Here is a 14,559-nt window from a genome sequence, read left to right as displayed (position 1 = left end):
TGGTACAAAAGGAAGACCATAAAAAGAGATTGGGACATAACGAAAGGAATGCAACCTAAAGATGACCAATTTTGATCAGTGAGCGGAGCTGCTAGGTGGATGATTTTTTCAGTCAATCAGATGACAAAAAAGATTGAAGAAAATAGCAAAGATGACTAAAAGCCTCTTTCTAATGAAAGAAGAGGCTTTTTTGTTAAGAGTTTGCTGACATTGTATGAGACGGCAAAATGATGTCTTGGTCTACTAGGAAAGATAAAAGTTCTCGTGTAGCATATGACATATAGCGATCTTTTTTCAAAATGATGCCGAGCTCCCACATTGGAGTAGGTGCGGCAATTGGAATACTTTTAATAAAAGGGTTATTGATCTTTGGAAACACGGACTTTGGTAAAATGGCAATACCTAATTCAGAAGCGACTAGTTCAATAATCAAATCCCATTGCGAACTTTCATACGCTATTTTCGGATGAAAACCAGCTTGAATGCACTCGTGAATAATGCGATCATGAAGAGAAAAATCTTTGCTGAACAGGACAAACGGCTCTTCTCTCAGCTCGCTCAAAGCAACGATTGATTTGGCTGCCAGAGGATGCTCATGATGAATGTATAAATTAAACTCTTCTTCAATAAACGGATAGACGTGAAAAAGAGGGTTTTGAATAGGTAACACGATAATACCAAGGTCTACTTGTTCGTTTTCTACAAGTTCGACAATTCGCTTTGCGCCAAGCTCCACAAGCTCTAATTTCACCTGAGGATGTTTTGATGTAAAGTTTTTTGCAATCATCGGGAACACAACAGTCCCTACTAAAGGAGGAATTCCTACTTTAATATCTCCTGTAGGCAGATTTCGTAAATCATCTAACAAAGCATGCAGCTCATGAAGAGTGGATACCAGCTTTTGGCTTTGCCCGTATACAATCTGTCCTGCATCGGTTAACGTCAGCTTTCGAGTAGAGCGATCAAAAAGATCTACCCCGAGTTCTTCTTCTAGTTTTTTTACAATTTTACTTAATGCTGGCTGAGACAAGTGAATTGCAGCTGCTGCTTTCGTGAAACTTTTTTGATTAACTACTTCCATGAAATGTTGCAGTTCTCGAATATCCATAAATTCTCCTCACTAGTATTCTTAGTTTTCATACTATTTATTCTATTTATCTATTTTACTTATGATTCAAATAAATGTAAACTCTTACATAAGGAAGTGAATAGTGATTCATCTAAAAATAGCACATCAAATTCCTCTAAATACGTTAGAAACCCGCATGTTTGTAAGCGTTAACAAAAAAGTACCCTCGAAGAAAATCCCAGAAAAATATTTTTTTCTCCCGTAAAACAAAGCCGCGAGCGCAGAAATAACACGTGTTGAAATGTTCATTTTGTATACTGTTCTGACAATTAAGAAAGAGGAATAAAATGGTATAGTGCACCACTAAGGTGAGTCTATTCATTCTGCAAACGAGCCGTACATAGAAAAAAGGGCCGGTTTGTTAAAAATAATTGGGGGAGTGGTTGAGATGACATACGTTAAAGGACTAGAAGGAATCGTTGCAGCTGAAACAAAAGTAGGGCATGTTGATGGAGAGAAAGGTCAGCTGATTTATCGCGGATATTGGGCAAAAGATTTAGCGATCAATTATTCTTTTGAAGAAGTTTCTTATTTAATTTGGAACGGCACGCTGCCAAATCATGATGAGTTAAAAGCATTTAAACAAAAAATGGTGACTCATCGTACGCTTCCGGCTAATATTGTTGCGTTAATGGACTGTTTGCCAAAAGATACAGAAGTGATGAGCGCGCTTCGCACATGTATCTCAGCATTAGGAGATCCTTCATACAGCTGGCCTCCAACAAAAGAGCAGGCGCTTGCGATTACAGCGGTAACACCTACCATTATTGCCTATTGGTATCGTAAAATGAATGATTTAGAAGTAGTAGAGCCTAACGAGCATTTGGATCATGTAGCAAACTATTTATACATGATTAATGGAGAAATTCCAGATCAAAGTTTGGTTACCGCGCTGAACGCATATTTTGTGTTGACAATTGAACACGGGATGAACGCCTCAACCTTCTCATCACGCGTTATTTCATCTACCGAATCTGATATGGTTTCAGCGATTTGCGGAGCAATCGGCGCGATGAAAGGTCCGCTTCACGGAGGAGCTCCTTCTGGCGTTATTACCATGTTTGATGAAATTGGCAGTGAAGAGAATATTGAGCCTTGGGTTCGTAAAAAATTAGATAATAAAGAGAAAATCATGGGATTTGGTCATCGTGTTTATCGTACACATGACCCGAGAGCAGAAGCATTAAAAGAAGTATCGAAACAAATCTCAGGAGACAACGGGCTATTTGATTTAATTGTTAAAATTGAAGATAAAACAATTGAATTACTAAATGAATACAAGCCGGGTAGAGGCATTTATACCAATGTAGAATATTTCGCTGCAGCGGTCATGAAAGCGGTTGAGCTTCCGTCTGAACTATTCACTCCGACCTTCACAGCAAGCCGTGTGGTTGGTTGGACAGCTCACGTCGTAGAACAGTCAGAAAATAATCGTATTTACCGACCTCAGTCTGCGTATATTGGTTATACGCCAGTTGAACAAAATCAATAATAATGAACCGGATTTCACATAAAAAACGTCGGTAGATCCGACGTTTTTTTCATATGGTTAAATATATTCTTTTTGAGAATAAAATCGCTTTAATAAATAGAATAATCCGACTGCTAAGCATAAACTTGCTGCAGCTAAGCTAGAGGTAATCATGGCGTGTTCACCTTCGGTAGGGGTATGTGAAAGTTTATAGCTGCTGTAGCACAAGAGAGCTGTGATACATAAACAGCAGGAGCTAATCAATCCATACCGCTTTTTGAACCCAATAATAGATAGTAATACAATCAAATAAATTCCGCTCACCATCATCATAATTGGAAACTGAGGGTGGAATTTAATTGTATATAACAAATAATCGATGTGAGAATAGTGATGAACCGCCGAGGACTTTGTTAGTCCTCCGGTCAAACTAGCTGATAAAGGTCCTTCAAGCATCGAAGAGCCGTTATACCAAGTAGCGACTGAGGAAAGTAAAAAAACAAAACAACTTGCAAATAGCTGCGTCATGCATTTTATTGACACGTATAGAAAGCTCCTCTCAATAACCATCTTTTGTTAATACAAGTCCGAAAATTATTATAGCAGGTTTTGAAAGTAAAAAAAGCACTATTGGAATGGTTTCATAAAACGTTCATATTTGAAAAGGTTTGTTTTTTAAAAAGAAAGGGAAAAAAAGTGAAACAGAAGATATGAATAGAGGAGAGAGAAAGATGAAGGCAGCAGTGATTTTGAATCCAAACGCAGGAAACAAAAAATTAGTAAATGAAATTGACTTTATATGTGATCGGTTAAACACTGCATTTGAGACGGTTACTTTATATAAAACAGAGCAACCTGGAGATGGTGCCGAGCTGGTGAGAAAATTGGAAGGCAAAGCGGATGTCATTATTGGAGCAGGAGGAGACGGGACGATTTATGAGCTGATCAACGCTCTTGCTCCGCTGAAGGAACGTCCTGTATTTGCTATTTTACCTGGAGGAACGTGCAACGACTTTTCGCGTGCAATTGGAATGAACCAAAATCCTTTAAAAGCAGTGGAGCAAATTATTGAAAAGCAGACGGAGGCAGTGGATGTTGGAAAACATGGCGAAGATTATTTTTTAAACTTTTGGGGAATCGGCCTCGTAGCTGATGTATCTGAAAATATTTTAGAAGAAAATAAAGAGAAATTTGGTAAGCTCTCTTACTATATGAGCGTAGGTAGAACGTTAAATCAAGCAGAGCCTTTTCAATTAAAAATGACGAGCGAAAAAGCTTCCTATGAAGGAGAAGCAGTTATGGTGTTAATTGGGAACGGTCCTTTTTTAGGAGGAACTCGCGCTATGCTAGGAAACAGCTCATTTCAAGACGGATTATTAGATGTATTCGTTATTAAAGAAATGGGAATCGAGCCGGTTATGGCATGGTTACAAACAACCCCTGATGAGGAACAGCTTGACCCTGAAAGCAACCTTATGCATTTTCGTGCAAAAGAAGTCCATATCGAAACCACTCCTGAAAAAACGGTAGATTGTGATGGAGAAAAAGAAACGACAACACCTTCAACGATTACGGTTCTCCACAATCACATAAATATGATAGTAGGAAACAATTAAAAAAAACGCTGAAACTTCAAGCGTTTTTTTTATGAAGACAGCCATCGCGGAGAAGTGAAGAGCATAATCATTATGCTGCTCATCGTAATAACAAGCATGGAGTAGCAAAAAGCAGTAAACCCGATAATATGTAAGCCCACTATCATAATCGTACTGTCTAAGATAAAAATGGTTATTCCTATATTGATTTTCCATTTTTTTGATACAATAATGGCGATTAAATCCAGACCGTCCGAACTGATTCCGTAGCGAAGCATCAGTCCTATTCCCATTCCTACGAGTGTGCCTCCAAGCAATGAGCTAAAGAGCAAAGGAAGCTCCAGCGTGCCTTCGAGAATAGACAGCCATTCTGTCATAAAAAAAGAAACAAATAAACCTATACTTCCATAAAAAAAGTTTTGGCGATGACGAAAAAAAGCATATAAATAGACAGGTACGTTCAAAAAGAAAATGGACATTCCGATAGGAGTTCCAAACACATAATATACGATAAGCCCAAGTCCTATAAGTCCACCGTCTAGTAAGTGATACGGAGCAATAAATCCGTTTAGCCCTAGTCCAATTAATAAGCTGCCACAGCAAATCGAAACCACTCTCGAAAAAATATCCCTCACCCTATACGTTAAATTTTAATAGGAGTACTCGTCCATTTATGTATATGGCAAGCTTAGGTTCTTTAGAAGTAAAGAAGAAGAAAAAGAAAATTATGTAAAAAGCATTGATTCTCTAACTCTGATATTCTATAGTTAATCTAACTTCGTTTTCACGACAATTTCTTGATTTTTTACGATACTGTTTAACTGTTTGTATTTTTTAATATATAAAAGAGTTGTGTTCTGTAAAAAGCATACGATTGTAATAAGTCGATAAAAGCAAGCTGCTATATAAAGGGGTTGATTACGTGTAGGATTCTCTTTCTTTTCAGTCATACTAAAAAGAAAGAGGGATTGTCGTGAAAAATCGTTCCGTACTTTTTTTATGGTTTGGTCAAAGCCAAGCCAATTTAGCAGATGTATTATATATTGTTGCGTTAATCAGCATTCTTTACGCTCAAAATAGTTCTCCTGTGCTGCTTTCATACATTCCGTTTACCATTACGGCTGCTAAGTTTTTGAGCAGTTTTACCGTGCCTTTTCTTATAGATCGCTACAGAGCTAAGCGTATTCTTGTGGTGTCTCAGCTGTTAAAAACTATTGTTTTGTCTATGTTTTTCCTGTGGCATATGTCGCTTATCAGCATGCTGTGCTGCGTGGCGCTTATTGCTTTTTTCGATGGGTGGACAGCTCCGGTTCAAAGCTCTATGCTTCCTCATTTAGTAGATAAAGAGAAGCTGTTAAAATGGAATAGTATGTTTAATGTCACGGATCAAACGATTCAAATTGCAGCCTATCCGCTTGGAAGCTTTCTGATTATTAGCTGGGATGCTACTGGTCTTTTATGGCTGTCATTTTCGTTATTTAGTTTGTCACTCGTATTCATGCAGGCCATTCGCATAAACGTTCATTCTTCTAAAACGAAGCAAAAACAAGGGTTAAAAGAGGGGTGGAAGCTAATTTGGCACTATCCGCGCCTGCGGGTTTTATTAGTCATGGAGGTTTTAGAAGGGATGGCTGCCGGCGTTTGGGCATCAGCTATTGTCTACGTGTTTGTGAAAGAAATATTAAATAAAAATGAAGCTTGGTGGGGATATATTAACAGCAGTTTTTTTGTTGGAACGGTTCTTGGAGGTTTCGTTTTGCTGAAGATTTCAGTTGAGCAAGAGAGAAGTCTTTATCATATCGTAATACTAGGCAGTCTTTTTTCAGGTTTCTTTACATTATTGTTCGGAGTAATATCTGTGCCTTTTCTTTCACTTTTACTTAGCTTTACTATTGGCATTGCCCTTCAAATAAGCGCTACGTGTTCTTACACGCTTACGCAAACGGCCGTTCCTTTAGAAAAGCTTCCTAAGGTGCTTTCCGCTACGCTGAGCGTTTCATATGTGACGTTTGGGCTTTCGGTACTGCTGCTTGGCGCTGTTGCTTCGCTAAATGTGACGGCGGCGTTTCTAACGGCAGGAGGACTGATTGTAATCAGCGGCTGCGTAGGTTTATTCTTACGAAATTATGCGCTTACTAACTAAAAAAGGTTGCTGTTTGCAACCTTTTTTTAAAACCTCCTCTCTCCTCAACCATAAGCCCTATAAGGTTGTTTGCTTTAAATACCTATTCTGTAAAAATAGGGAGCTTTTCACGAAAACGAAAGGAAAAAAAGTATAGCTATCGAATTATGTTAAAAGCGTTGAGCTAAAAGGAGTGATTAAATGGTTGTCATTCGACAGGCGGTTGAAACTGATCGAGAGCGACTGGCTACGTTAATGCAAGAATATATAGTGAAATTCTGTGAGCAGCCTGACCCTTCCCGGAAAGCTTTAACTTTACATATTAAGCGCCTATTGAATAATCCTTCCTACGGTATTCAGTTTGTTGCTGAATTGGAAGGGAAACTAGTAGGCTTTGCGACGGTGTACGTATCGTGGAGCACCTATTATTTTAAAGAAACAGGCGTCTTAAAAGATTTGTACGTATCTCCTTTAAACAGAGGAAATAAAATTGGTGAACGTTTGTTTAAGATCTGCCTTGCCTATTCTCAAAAGTATGAGTTTGCAGGTATGACCGCTGAGTGCAGCAGTGAAAACAAAGTTGCTCAAAACCTTTATCAAAAAATGAACGGTAAAGAAAATGCAGGGGTTCAATACCGTTTTTTTTAAGAGAAGTGCAGCTTTTACTTTTAAGACTTCTACTAAATGGCAAAAATATGTTATAGTATGAAAAGTGAAATTGATGAAAATGTCGGTGGGCTATATGTTAGATGATCGTATGAATAGTAGGGGGAAGTTGGACTAGCTGTTTGAAAGGCGGCCATCCTATTTTTAGTATAGCCGCAAGGAAGGAGCAGGACCTTGAAAAAAAATCCAATCTTAAACGCGTGGAAAATAGTAACTGCAACGAGCGGTTTTTTACTTGCGCTGTTTATCTTTAAAGTCCGAAAAGGAAGATAGCCATATAAAAAAAGCTCCTCGATTGAGGAGCTTTTTATTGTTTAGTAATAGGAAACGTCAAGGGAGTCACTGTTGATAAAGAATCTCTGTAAGAATGATAGGTGAAATAATGACGTGTTGGACTATAAATAGTCATGTAAAGTAAATAATCATATTTCGTTTCCATATAGAAAAAAACGCCGTCTGCGTGGAGTGTATAGAAAGAGTACGAAATCCCGAGCAGCGTTTGCTTTTGTACGCTTGTGCTTGGATTTTCTTTAATCCATTCATACAGTTCAAACACACTCACTCCTGGTGATGATTGCAGCGTATGTACTTTGTCATATAACTTATCAGATACAACGGAAACCGACTGTTTTAATTGGTGAAATAAGTTGGACACTTGTTTTTTCATTGTGGTGAGCTCCTTTACGGGTAGTCAGCTATTAGCATGCTCAGAGAAATCCACGCTTATGTATAGTTAGTGGATGGCTGATTTGAATTTGCCGCCCTGTGCTTCTTGGGTATCCATAATGGTTGTAAATGCATGTGGATCAATTTCAGAAATAATGGTTTTAAGCTTGGTAATTTCTAAACGCGTCACAACTACGTATATGACTTCTTTTTCTGTACCTTCAAATCCACCTTTACCATACAGCTTCGTCACGCCGCGACCTAGCCGATGCGTAATAGCGTCTGATAGCTCTTCATAGTGATTAGAAACAATAAAAGCTGCTTTTGTTTCATCAAGCCCTTGAATAATCGCATCGATTGTTTTAGAAGCAATATAGTACGTAAGGATCGAGTACATGGCCTGTTCCCAACCTAGCACAAACCCTGCCCAAGCAAAAATGAAGATATTTAAAAACATCACAAATTCGCCCACAGAAAACGGGATTTTTTTTGTTAATAAAATACCTAAAATCTCAGTTCCATCTAACGCTCCGCCGTGACGAATGACCGTTCCTACACCTGCTCCTAACAGGAGCCCGCCAAATACAGTAGCAAGAAGCGGTTCAGATGTTACAGCTGGAACATGGTGCAATTGAGATTCTACAATGGATAAAGCAACAACTGCAAACATAGATGAAAAGCAGAAGCTACGACCAATTTGTTTGTATCCACTATATAAAAAAGGGAGATTAAAGATGATGATAAGAAGACTGAACGGCAATTTCGTTAAGTAAACTAAAATTAGAGAAATACCGATAATACCGCCATCAATTACGGAATTTGGGACTAAAAATAATTCGATAGAAACGGCAGCCAAGGAAGCTCCAATTAACATCATAATGTAGCGGTAAATGAGCCGACCTGCCTTTTCCTTTTTGTGCTGTTTCGTTGTCATAAAATCTTTCCTTTCAACATACTGCCTATACACAACTCTTACTAGTATAACTAAGTCTTGGGAACTCTATCCAATTATCTACTTTAAAAAAGACTAGCCAGAATAAACAAAATCCTGTTAAATTAAACGGTAGACATTTACTGAAATAAAGGAGCTGTACATATGATAAACGTTTCTATTCCACCGCTTCAAACAAGCGCTGGCGAAAAAGCGGCACGCTATATTGATACATTAACCAAACCGATAGGAAGCCTTGGAAGACTCGAAGAAATAGCAGTTGAATTAGCCGCCATGACCGGGGAAGTTTTTCCGGCAGTCACGCCGCCAGGAGTCCTCGTTTTTGCAGGCGATCATGGAATTGTAAAAGAAGGAGTTTCAGCTTATCCGCAAGACGTAACGGCACAAATGGCGCTGAATTTTTTGCAGGGGGGAGCAGCTATTAACGTGTTTAGTGGGCAAATAGATGCCCAGTTCAAACTGATTGACATCGGCATTGCTTCTAACCTTTCCCATAAGGACCTTGCACAACGCAAAGTGAAGCTGGGCACAGCAAGTTTTTATAAAGAAGACGCGATGACGCGCAGTGAGGCAGAACAGGCTGTTCAAGTCGGATATGAAGAAGCTGAAGAGCTTATTGCAAAAGGAATTAAATGTTTGATTGTAGGAGAAATGGGCATCGGAAACACTACGTCAAGCACGGCTATTTTAGCTGTATTAACAGGAGAAAAAGTCTCTAAGCTTGCAGGAATGGGCACAGGAATTTCTGACGAACAACTGCGCCACAAAGTGAACGTGATTGAAGAAGCGCTCCAAAACAGGCACATCAACCCTCAGGATCCGATTGATATTATTAGTAAAATAGGGGGTCTTGAAATTGCCGGGATGACAGGTGCTATGCTGGCGGCAGCTGCTCACCGTATTCCTATTTTAGTAGATGGTTTTATTTGTACAGTTGCAGCCCTTCTAGCGACAGAAATCAATACACAAGCAAGAGACTATATGTTTGCTAGTCACGAATCTGTTGAACAAGGTCATGCGTGTGCAATGAAGCTTCTTGGCAAAAAACCGCTCCTCAACCTCAATCTTCGGTTAGGTGAAGGAAGTGGAGCTGCTGTTACATTTCCGCTGCTGCAATCAGCTTCACTCATGATTGCCAATATGGCCACGTTTCAATCTGCCGGAGTGTCTGAGAAAGAATAAACCTAAAAAAGACATGGGAACAAAACCATGTCTTTTTTCTTTATTTTATAAAAAAATCTTATATTTTTAACATCATAAACCAATAAATGCTAAAGCTAGCACCTGTTAAAATAAACGATCCAATAATTAACAATACCAGTGCAACGCGTCGTTTAATCGCTTGAATTTCTCTATCTTTTGGCAAACGTCCCATTGGTCTTCCTCCATTATGTAAATATTTCACGTATTTTCCTATTTTACTCCGCTTTAAAAAGAGAGAACATATGTCAAAGTTACTAAAAATCAAATTATTTTACAACAAAATTGTATCCCCGTTACAGCAGGGCAAAGAATACGTATTTTTCAGTTAGAAAAGGATTGCTCTAAAGGTTTACTTACATGGCAACAACCTTTATCATATAACTGACTATACTATGATGTTATCCAAAGTTGGAAGAAATCTCAATAAATGTGAGTGTTATAATTACATGATAAGAGTCAGAAAATTTTAAAAAAGAGTGTGAGCAAACAATGAACGGTATGTTGATTATTCGGAACGGTGCTCCTTTTTATGAAGGAGCTTCCGTCCCTATTCCAAAAGATAAAGCCTGTATTATCGGACGAAGCAGTGAAGAATGGGAGCCTTATCTGGCCTTTCAAAGTGCTTACATTTCACGCAAGCATTTTGAAGTAACGTACGAAAGCAATGCCTTTTTCATTACAGACTTGTTTAGTAAACACGGGACAAAAGTAAACGGAGAAGAGTTACAGCCTGGAACCCCTCGTTTATTGAACGATCGGGATGCCATTACCTTAGCAAATGAGGAGGCAGCTTTAGTATTTAGAAATGATGATATAGATGCCACCCTCGATTTAGGCCCTTTGCTAAAACAAATAAATAAGCCATTTTACACATTAGATCCAATTTTACAGAAAGTAAAAGTAAAAGAGGAAACGTATATTCTGTCAGATAAAGAATACGCTTGCTTAGCTTATCTTCTAGAATACAGCAATCAATTTGTTTCAAAAGAAGCATTAAAAAAAAGCGTTTGGCCTGAACGAGTAGAGTCAAATGGAGAAATTCTAGTAGCAGCAGAAGAGCTGAATGCACTGATTTACCGGGTTCGTAAAAAAATAGGGACGTATTTAGAAATCGAAGTGATTCGAGGAAAAGGATATTGGCTGCACTTTAACGAAAATGGACGTGAATAGAATCACGTCCATTTTTTAATCTCGTTTAACAGCATGTACACGTATATGTTTAGCTTCTGCTAGCCAAGATCCGTTTTGAAATAGTTTGTCTTGCATTCGATTTTCTAAGCGCGTAATGAGGACATTTTTAGTTTCTGTTGTCACGTGAGCAAAAAGAGGGGCTGCATTTGTTTCCAGCCAATTACGCAAGCCGTTTTCCCCTTTTAACAAGAAGGGACGGCTGTAGTGTATAGCCGTGGTGACTTGAAAATTCTGCGATTCCAAAAGAGAAGAATATTCAGCTACAGAAGGAAAGTACCATGGGAAATCTACATCGTTATAAGGGATATCAAACGTTTTAAATTGACGAATGATTTCTGTGAAAATTTCGTCCATGTTTCCTTTTCCCCAAAATTCTGCTACAAATCGGCCATTTGGTTTTAAAGCATTGTAAATGTTTTTAATGACAAGATGAGGGGGACGGATGTCGTGTAAAGTTGCATTGGAAAAAACTGCGTCAAATTGTTCGTAATAAGGAAGGTTAAGGGCATTTACCTGTTCAAAGGATAGAGTTGGGTACTGATGACGAGCCTGTTCAATCATATTTTCAGAGCAATCGATGCCCGTCGCACGGACATGAAGCTTATTGAGCTGCGAAATAAATTCGCCAGTGCCACAGCCAATATCTAAAATATGTTCGCCAGCTTGAGGAGAAAGAAGGTTCATAGCACTTCCTCCAAATGAAGAAACAAACGGAAGATGATACACTTGAGCAATTTTTTGTTGATTAACAGTTTGACTCATGAAGTGATTCCTCCTTTGTAAAAGATGATGACTATCGTTTTATAAGAAGAAACAAGCTTTGAATAGTAGATATGAAGTTATTGATAGAATTATACCATATATCTTACTTATTATGCCGAAAACTCCGAAGAAAAAGCGCACCAAACTTCTAGCTTGGGCGCTTACAAGCCGAACTATTTTATAACCATTAACCGAACTGAACAAATAGAGGAAGATCCGTATGACCCATCTCACGTACGTAGACGTATAAATTTCCTTTATGATGAATTTCATGGTCAATGGCCATTTGTAAAAGTTGTCTTCCGGGAAGCTTTCTTCCAAACGCTGCAGTGGCGTCAATTGTCTTGTTTAAATCATCTTCGCTAAGTGAACGTAATACGTCTACTGTTTTTTTCGTATATTCAGCTGCAAGGTCTGATAATGACTTGCCGCTAAAATCAGCTTTTTGACCAAGGGGCGATAAATCGCCGGATTTTACCACTGATGCAAATGCATAAAAAGATGTTAAAATATGCGTAGATAAGTCAAAAGCAGACATAGATGTCGGAGCAGGTTTGTAGTCGTAGTGACCTGCTTCAATTTTGTTGATTAATTCATTCGTTACGTTTCGATGTGCTAAAAAGTGATGAGTAATTTGTTCAACTGTCATGATAACACGCTCCTTTATTATGTATTCCGCTTCTGAGTATAGCATTTGAACAACAGAAAGCGAAGAAAAAAACCTTCTCAAAAAGAAAAACAGCTGCATGTGAGCAGCTGCTTTTCTTATTATTAGAAATTACGTTGTTTTAACTCTTCAAGTAATAACTCCATACCTTCGCGGCTTAAAGTTAATTTACCATCTGCGATTGTTACGTTGTCAGAAGATACTTCGCCAGTAATCGCACAAGCACCGTTCGGCTCATATTTCTTTAAAATAATTCGATCTGTTTCGACAAAAATTTCAACAGGATCTTTTACATCTATTTCAAGAACACGTCTTAACTCTTTAGGAATTACGATACGACCTAAATCATCTACTTTTCTTACAATACCAGTCGATTTCATTTTTTAATCACCTTTACTTTTATATTTTATTGAGTACGCAAAATATTATTTTTGGAATTTCTAAGATGATTATATACTAGATAACCGCTAAATTTGTCGAAGTTATTAATATGTAAATGAACTGTAATATTATTGAAATATTATCTGTAAATACAAATCCTCCTACAATATGGAATATATAGGGCTCTTTGTATGATATAGGAGATGAAGGAATTAATTACATTTGACATACAATTTTTTTTATGTTTATGCAGCAGCCTAGGGCAGGCTACATGTAAGCGTGAAAGCAAACAAGTTGAAAAAATGAAGAAAATATGATTAAATTTAAAAAGTAATTTGCTCAAAATAATTAAATCGTAATGATTACGTATTTCAAATAAAAAATTATTAAAACGAAAGGATGACAAAGAGTTTGGCTAAAAAATCAAAAGTGGTAAAAGAACAAAAACGTCAAGAGATGGTAGCGAAGTATGCGCAATTACGCCAAGAGCTGAAGGAAAAAGGAGATTACGAAGCGTTAAAAAAATTGCCTAGAGATTCTTCAGCAACGCGCTTAAATAATCGCTGCCGCGTTACCGGTCGTCCGCGAGGCTATCTTAGAAAATTTGAAATGTCACGCATCGCTTTTAGGGAATTGGCCTACAAAGGACAAATCCCAGGTGTTAAAAAAGCAAGCTGGTAGTATAAAAGCCCTCATAATGAGGGCTTTTATTATTTATTAGCTGCGAAGTATCGAGCAATCCCTTGGTAAATACCTGTAGATATTTGCTGCTGATACGCGTTAGAAGAAACAATTTGCTCGTCGTGAGCATTTGATAAAAAGCCTAATTCAAGAAGTACAGCCCGCTGGTTGTTTTCTCGAGTAACATAATAATCTCCAAAACGAACCCCCATATCTTTCATAGAAGGCGCGTTTTCAGCCATGCTTTCTTGAATATATTTTGCTAATTCTTTATCTTTGGATTCACTGTAATAAAATGATGCGATGCCGTTTGCAGAAGATGACGTAGACGCGTTATAGTGAATGCTGATAAATGCATCTGCATGCTTTGCTTCACTAACATCCACGCGTCCGCTCAGTGAAATAAAAGTATCGTTTGAACGTGTCATAAATACATTTGCTCCAGAATTAGCTAAGCGGCTTGCCACAAGTTTTGCTGTTGTTAACGCTAAGTTTTTCTCAATTGATGACTTGCCTGAAGTGCCAGGATCATATCCGCCGTGCCCAGCGTCTACCACAATAATTTTATCTTTTAAAGCAGCAGATGGGGAAGGTAAACTAGCTAAAGTTGTAGAACCAGCCGCAGCTGTTAGCCCTTTTGATACCCATGCTGTTTGACTCCCTGAGTACTGAATTTGCACCCAGTCATTTGCTTCGCCTATTTTTTTGAATCTTTCACCTGCTTTTGCTACACGAATAATTCCCGCACTTAAGCTCGGCTGACTGCGCAAATTTGAAGCTTTTGTAATTTGAATCGACTGGGCTGATTGTGAAGACTGTCCAGAATCAGCTTTTAAATACTGACTTGCTACCCAGCCTGTTTGACCTGATGCCGTTTTGATCTGTGACCAAGATCCGCTTTCTTTTACCACCGTTACTTTTGAATTGCGCGGTAAGTTTGTTACCACCGATGCGCTTGTGCTTGCAGAAGAACGAACGTTTAATGAACTGGCGTTAACGACCGCTGACTTGGATGTCGTGGACCCAGAATCTTTAGCTGGCGCTAGAAGAAGCAGAGCCTGCTTGTAAATACT

17 protein-coding genes are annotated in these 14,559 nt (G+C 38.4%); 7 read left to right on the top strand and 10 right to left on the bottom strand.

The features are described 5' to 3' along the window. Positions 1–193 precede the first annotated feature (193 nt). A complete protein-coding gene (locus N178_RS15470) occupies positions 194–1,108 on the bottom strand; it encodes a LysR family transcriptional regulator (RefSeq protein WP_013083830.1) in 915 nt (304 codons plus the stop codon). Between the two features lie 409 nt (positions 1,109–1,517). Between N178_RS15470 and N178_RS15465 the strand changes: the two genes are divergently transcribed. Beyond that, positions 1,518–2,621: a citrate synthase/methylcitrate synthase gene (locus tag N178_RS15465; protein WP_016764746.1), complete on the top strand. Its 1,104-nt coding sequence runs from the start codon at positions 1,518–1,520 to the stop codon at positions 2,619–2,621. A 57-nt stretch (positions 2,622–2,678) separates the two neighbouring features. Here the strand turns inward: N178_RS15465 and N178_RS15460 are convergent, their stop codons facing one another. After that, complete coding sequence (locus N178_RS15460; RefSeq protein ID WP_223260182.1) at positions 2,679–3,143, bottom strand: DUF4306 domain-containing protein; 465 nt, start codon at positions 3,141–3,143, stop codon at positions 2,679–2,681. A 188-nt stretch (positions 3,144–3,331) separates the two neighbouring features. On the opposite strand from N178_RS15460, the gene N178_RS15455 reads away from it, so the two are divergent. Continuing rightward, on the top strand, positions 3,332–4,216 hold the full coding sequence (locus tag N178_RS15455) for a diacylglycerol/lipid kinase family protein (RefSeq protein ID WP_045293294.1): 885 nt from the start codon (positions 3,332–3,334) through the stop codon (positions 4,214–4,216). Positions 4,217–4,245: 29 nt separating this feature from the next. Here the strand turns inward: N178_RS15455 and N178_RS15450 are convergent, their stop codons facing one another. Then, the gene (locus N178_RS15450) at positions 4,246–4,809 is read right to left on the bottom strand and encodes a YitT family protein (protein WP_045293292.1); all 564 of its coding nucleotides are present in this window, start codon (positions 4,807–4,809) and stop codon (positions 4,246–4,248) included. 359 nt (positions 4,810–5,168) lie between these two features. Here N178_RS15450 and N178_RS15445 point away from each other — a divergent pair, with 359 nt between their 5' ends. Both N178_RS15445 and N178_RS15440 read left to right on the top strand, forming a co-directional pair. Beyond that, positions 5,169–6,338: an MFS transporter gene (locus tag N178_RS15445; RefSeq protein ID WP_045293291.1), complete on the top strand. Its 1,170-nt coding sequence runs from the start codon at positions 5,169–5,171 to the stop codon at positions 6,336–6,338. 180 nt (positions 6,339–6,518) lie between these two features. Next, on the top strand, positions 6,519–6,965 hold the full coding sequence (locus tag N178_RS15440) for a GNAT family N-acetyltransferase (RefSeq protein WP_045293289.1): 447 nt from the start codon (positions 6,519–6,521) through the stop codon (positions 6,963–6,965). A gap of 325 nt (positions 6,966–7,290) precedes the next feature. Here the strand turns inward: N178_RS15440 and N178_RS15435 are convergent, their stop codons facing one another. After that, positions 7,291–7,650, bottom strand: a complete 360-nt coding sequence (locus N178_RS15435) for a hypothetical protein (protein ID WP_045293286.1) — start codon at positions 7,648–7,650, stop codon at positions 7,291–7,293. 66 nt (positions 7,651–7,716) lie between these two features. Then, positions 7,717–8,583 carry a YitT family protein gene (locus tag N178_RS15430; protein WP_014459409.1) on the bottom strand — a complete coding sequence of 289 codons (867 nt, stop codon included), beginning with the start codon at positions 8,581–8,583 and terminating at the stop codon, positions 7,717–7,719. 162 nt (positions 8,584–8,745) lie between these two features. Here N178_RS15430 and cobT point away from each other — a divergent pair, with 162 nt between their 5' ends. Continuing rightward, entirely contained in the window at positions 8,746–9,783 is a 1,038-nt protein-coding gene (gene cobT / locus N178_RS15425) for a nicotinate-nucleotide--dimethylbenzimidazole phosphoribosyltransferase (protein ID WP_045293284.1), read from the top strand. Between the two features lie 58 nt (positions 9,784–9,841). Here the strand turns inward: cobT and N178_RS27845 are convergent, their stop codons facing one another. After that, positions 9,842–9,976, bottom strand: coding sequence for a hypothetical protein (locus N178_RS27845; protein WP_013057740.1), 135 nt, complete (start codon positions 9,974–9,976; stop codon positions 9,842–9,844). A gap of 317 nt (positions 9,977–10,293) precedes the next feature. Here N178_RS27845 and N178_RS15420 point away from each other — a divergent pair, with 317 nt between their 5' ends. Continuing rightward, complete coding sequence (locus tag N178_RS15420) at positions 10,294–10,974, top strand: FHA domain-containing protein (RefSeq protein ID WP_045293283.1); 681 nt, start codon at positions 10,294–10,296, stop codon at positions 10,972–10,974. 15 nt (positions 10,975–10,989) lie between these two features. Here N178_RS15420 and N178_RS15415 read toward each other — a convergent pair whose 3' ends face one another. The 3 genes from N178_RS15415 to N178_RS15405 all read right to left on the bottom strand — a co-directional run bounded on the left by N178_RS15415 (position 10,990) and on the right by N178_RS15405 (position 12,804). Beyond that, positions 10,990–11,757: a class I SAM-dependent methyltransferase gene (locus N178_RS15415; RefSeq protein WP_045293281.1), complete on the bottom strand. Its 768-nt coding sequence runs from the start codon at positions 11,755–11,757 to the stop codon at positions 10,990–10,992. Positions 11,758–11,944: 187 nt separating this feature from the next. Further along, on the bottom strand, positions 11,945–12,406 hold the full coding sequence (locus N178_RS15410; RefSeq protein WP_045293279.1) for a DinB family protein: 462 nt from the start codon (positions 12,404–12,406) through the stop codon (positions 11,945–11,947). Between the two features lie 122 nt (positions 12,407–12,528). Then, a complete protein-coding gene (locus N178_RS15405) occupies positions 12,529–12,804 on the bottom strand; it encodes an AbrB/MazE/SpoVT family DNA-binding domain-containing protein (RefSeq protein ID WP_013057736.1) in 276 nt (91 codons plus the stop codon). Positions 12,805–13,216: 412 nt separating this feature from the next. On the opposite strand from N178_RS15405, the gene rpsN reads away from it, so the two are divergent. Beyond that, positions 13,217–13,486: a 30S ribosomal protein S14 gene (gene rpsN / locus N178_RS15400; RefSeq protein ID WP_045293278.1), complete on the top strand. Its 270-nt coding sequence runs from the start codon at positions 13,217–13,219 to the stop codon at positions 13,484–13,486. 29 nt (positions 13,487–13,515) lie between these two features. On the opposite strand, the gene N178_RS15395 is transcribed toward rpsN, so the two are convergent. Further along, positions 13,516–14,559 (bottom strand): N-acetylmuramoyl-L-alanine amidase family protein (locus N178_RS15395; RefSeq protein WP_045293276.1); only part of this gene is annotated, 1,044 nt, incomplete at its 5' end.

It is taken from the genome of Priestia aryabhattai B8W22 (assembly GCF_000956595.1).
In the GTDB taxonomy this organism is placed as follows: domain Bacteria; phylum Bacillota; class Bacilli; order Bacillales; family Bacillaceae_H; genus Priestia; species Priestia aryabhattai.
The sequence above is the reverse complement of the archived record's forward strand: the minus strand, read 5'-3'. Positions and strand labels throughout refer to the sequence as shown.

Excerpts from the sequence above, each read along its gene's own strand:
- N178_RS15470 (WP_013083830.1), bottom strand. The coding sequence starts at position 1,108 with ATGGATATTCGAGAACTGCAACATTTCATGGAAGTAGTTAATCAAAAA.
- N178_RS15465 (WP_016764746.1), top strand. The coding sequence starts at position 1,518 with ATGACATACGTTAAAGGACTAGAAGGAATCGTTGCAGCTGAAACAAAA.
- N178_RS15455 (WP_045293294.1), top strand. The coding sequence starts at position 3,332 with ATGAAGGCAGCAGTGATTTTGAATCCAAACGCAGGAAACAAAAAATTA.
- N178_RS15440 (WP_045293289.1), top strand. The coding sequence starts at position 6,519 with ATGGTTGTCATTCGACAGGCGGTTGAAACTGATCGAGAGCGACTGGCT.
- N178_RS15435 (WP_045293286.1), bottom strand. The coding sequence starts at position 7,650 with ATGAAAAAACAAGTGTCCAACTTATTTCACCAATTAAAACAGTCGGTT.
- N178_RS15430 (WP_014459409.1), bottom strand. The coding sequence starts at position 8,583 with ATGACAACGAAACAGCACAAAAAGGAAAAGGCAGGTCGGCTCATTTAC.
- cobT (WP_045293284.1), top strand. The coding sequence starts at position 8,746 with ATGATAAACGTTTCTATTCCACCGCTTCAAACAAGCGCTGGCGAAAAA.
- N178_RS27845 (WP_013057740.1), bottom strand. The coding sequence starts at position 9,976 with ATGGGACGTTTGCCAAAAGATAGAGAAATTCAAGCGATTAAACGACGC.
- N178_RS15420 (WP_045293283.1), top strand. The coding sequence starts at position 10,294 with ATGAACGGTATGTTGATTATTCGGAACGGTGCTCCTTTTTATGAAGGA.
- N178_RS15415 (WP_045293281.1), bottom strand. The coding sequence starts at position 11,757 with ATGAGTCAAACTGTTAATCAACAAAAAATTGCTCAAGTGTATCATCTT.
- N178_RS15410 (WP_045293279.1), bottom strand. The coding sequence starts at position 12,406 with ATGACAGTTGAACAAATTACTCATCACTTTTTAGCACATCGAAACGTA.
- N178_RS15405 (WP_013057736.1), bottom strand. The coding sequence starts at position 12,804 with ATGAAATCGACTGGTATTGTAAGAAAAGTAGATGATTTAGGTCGTATC.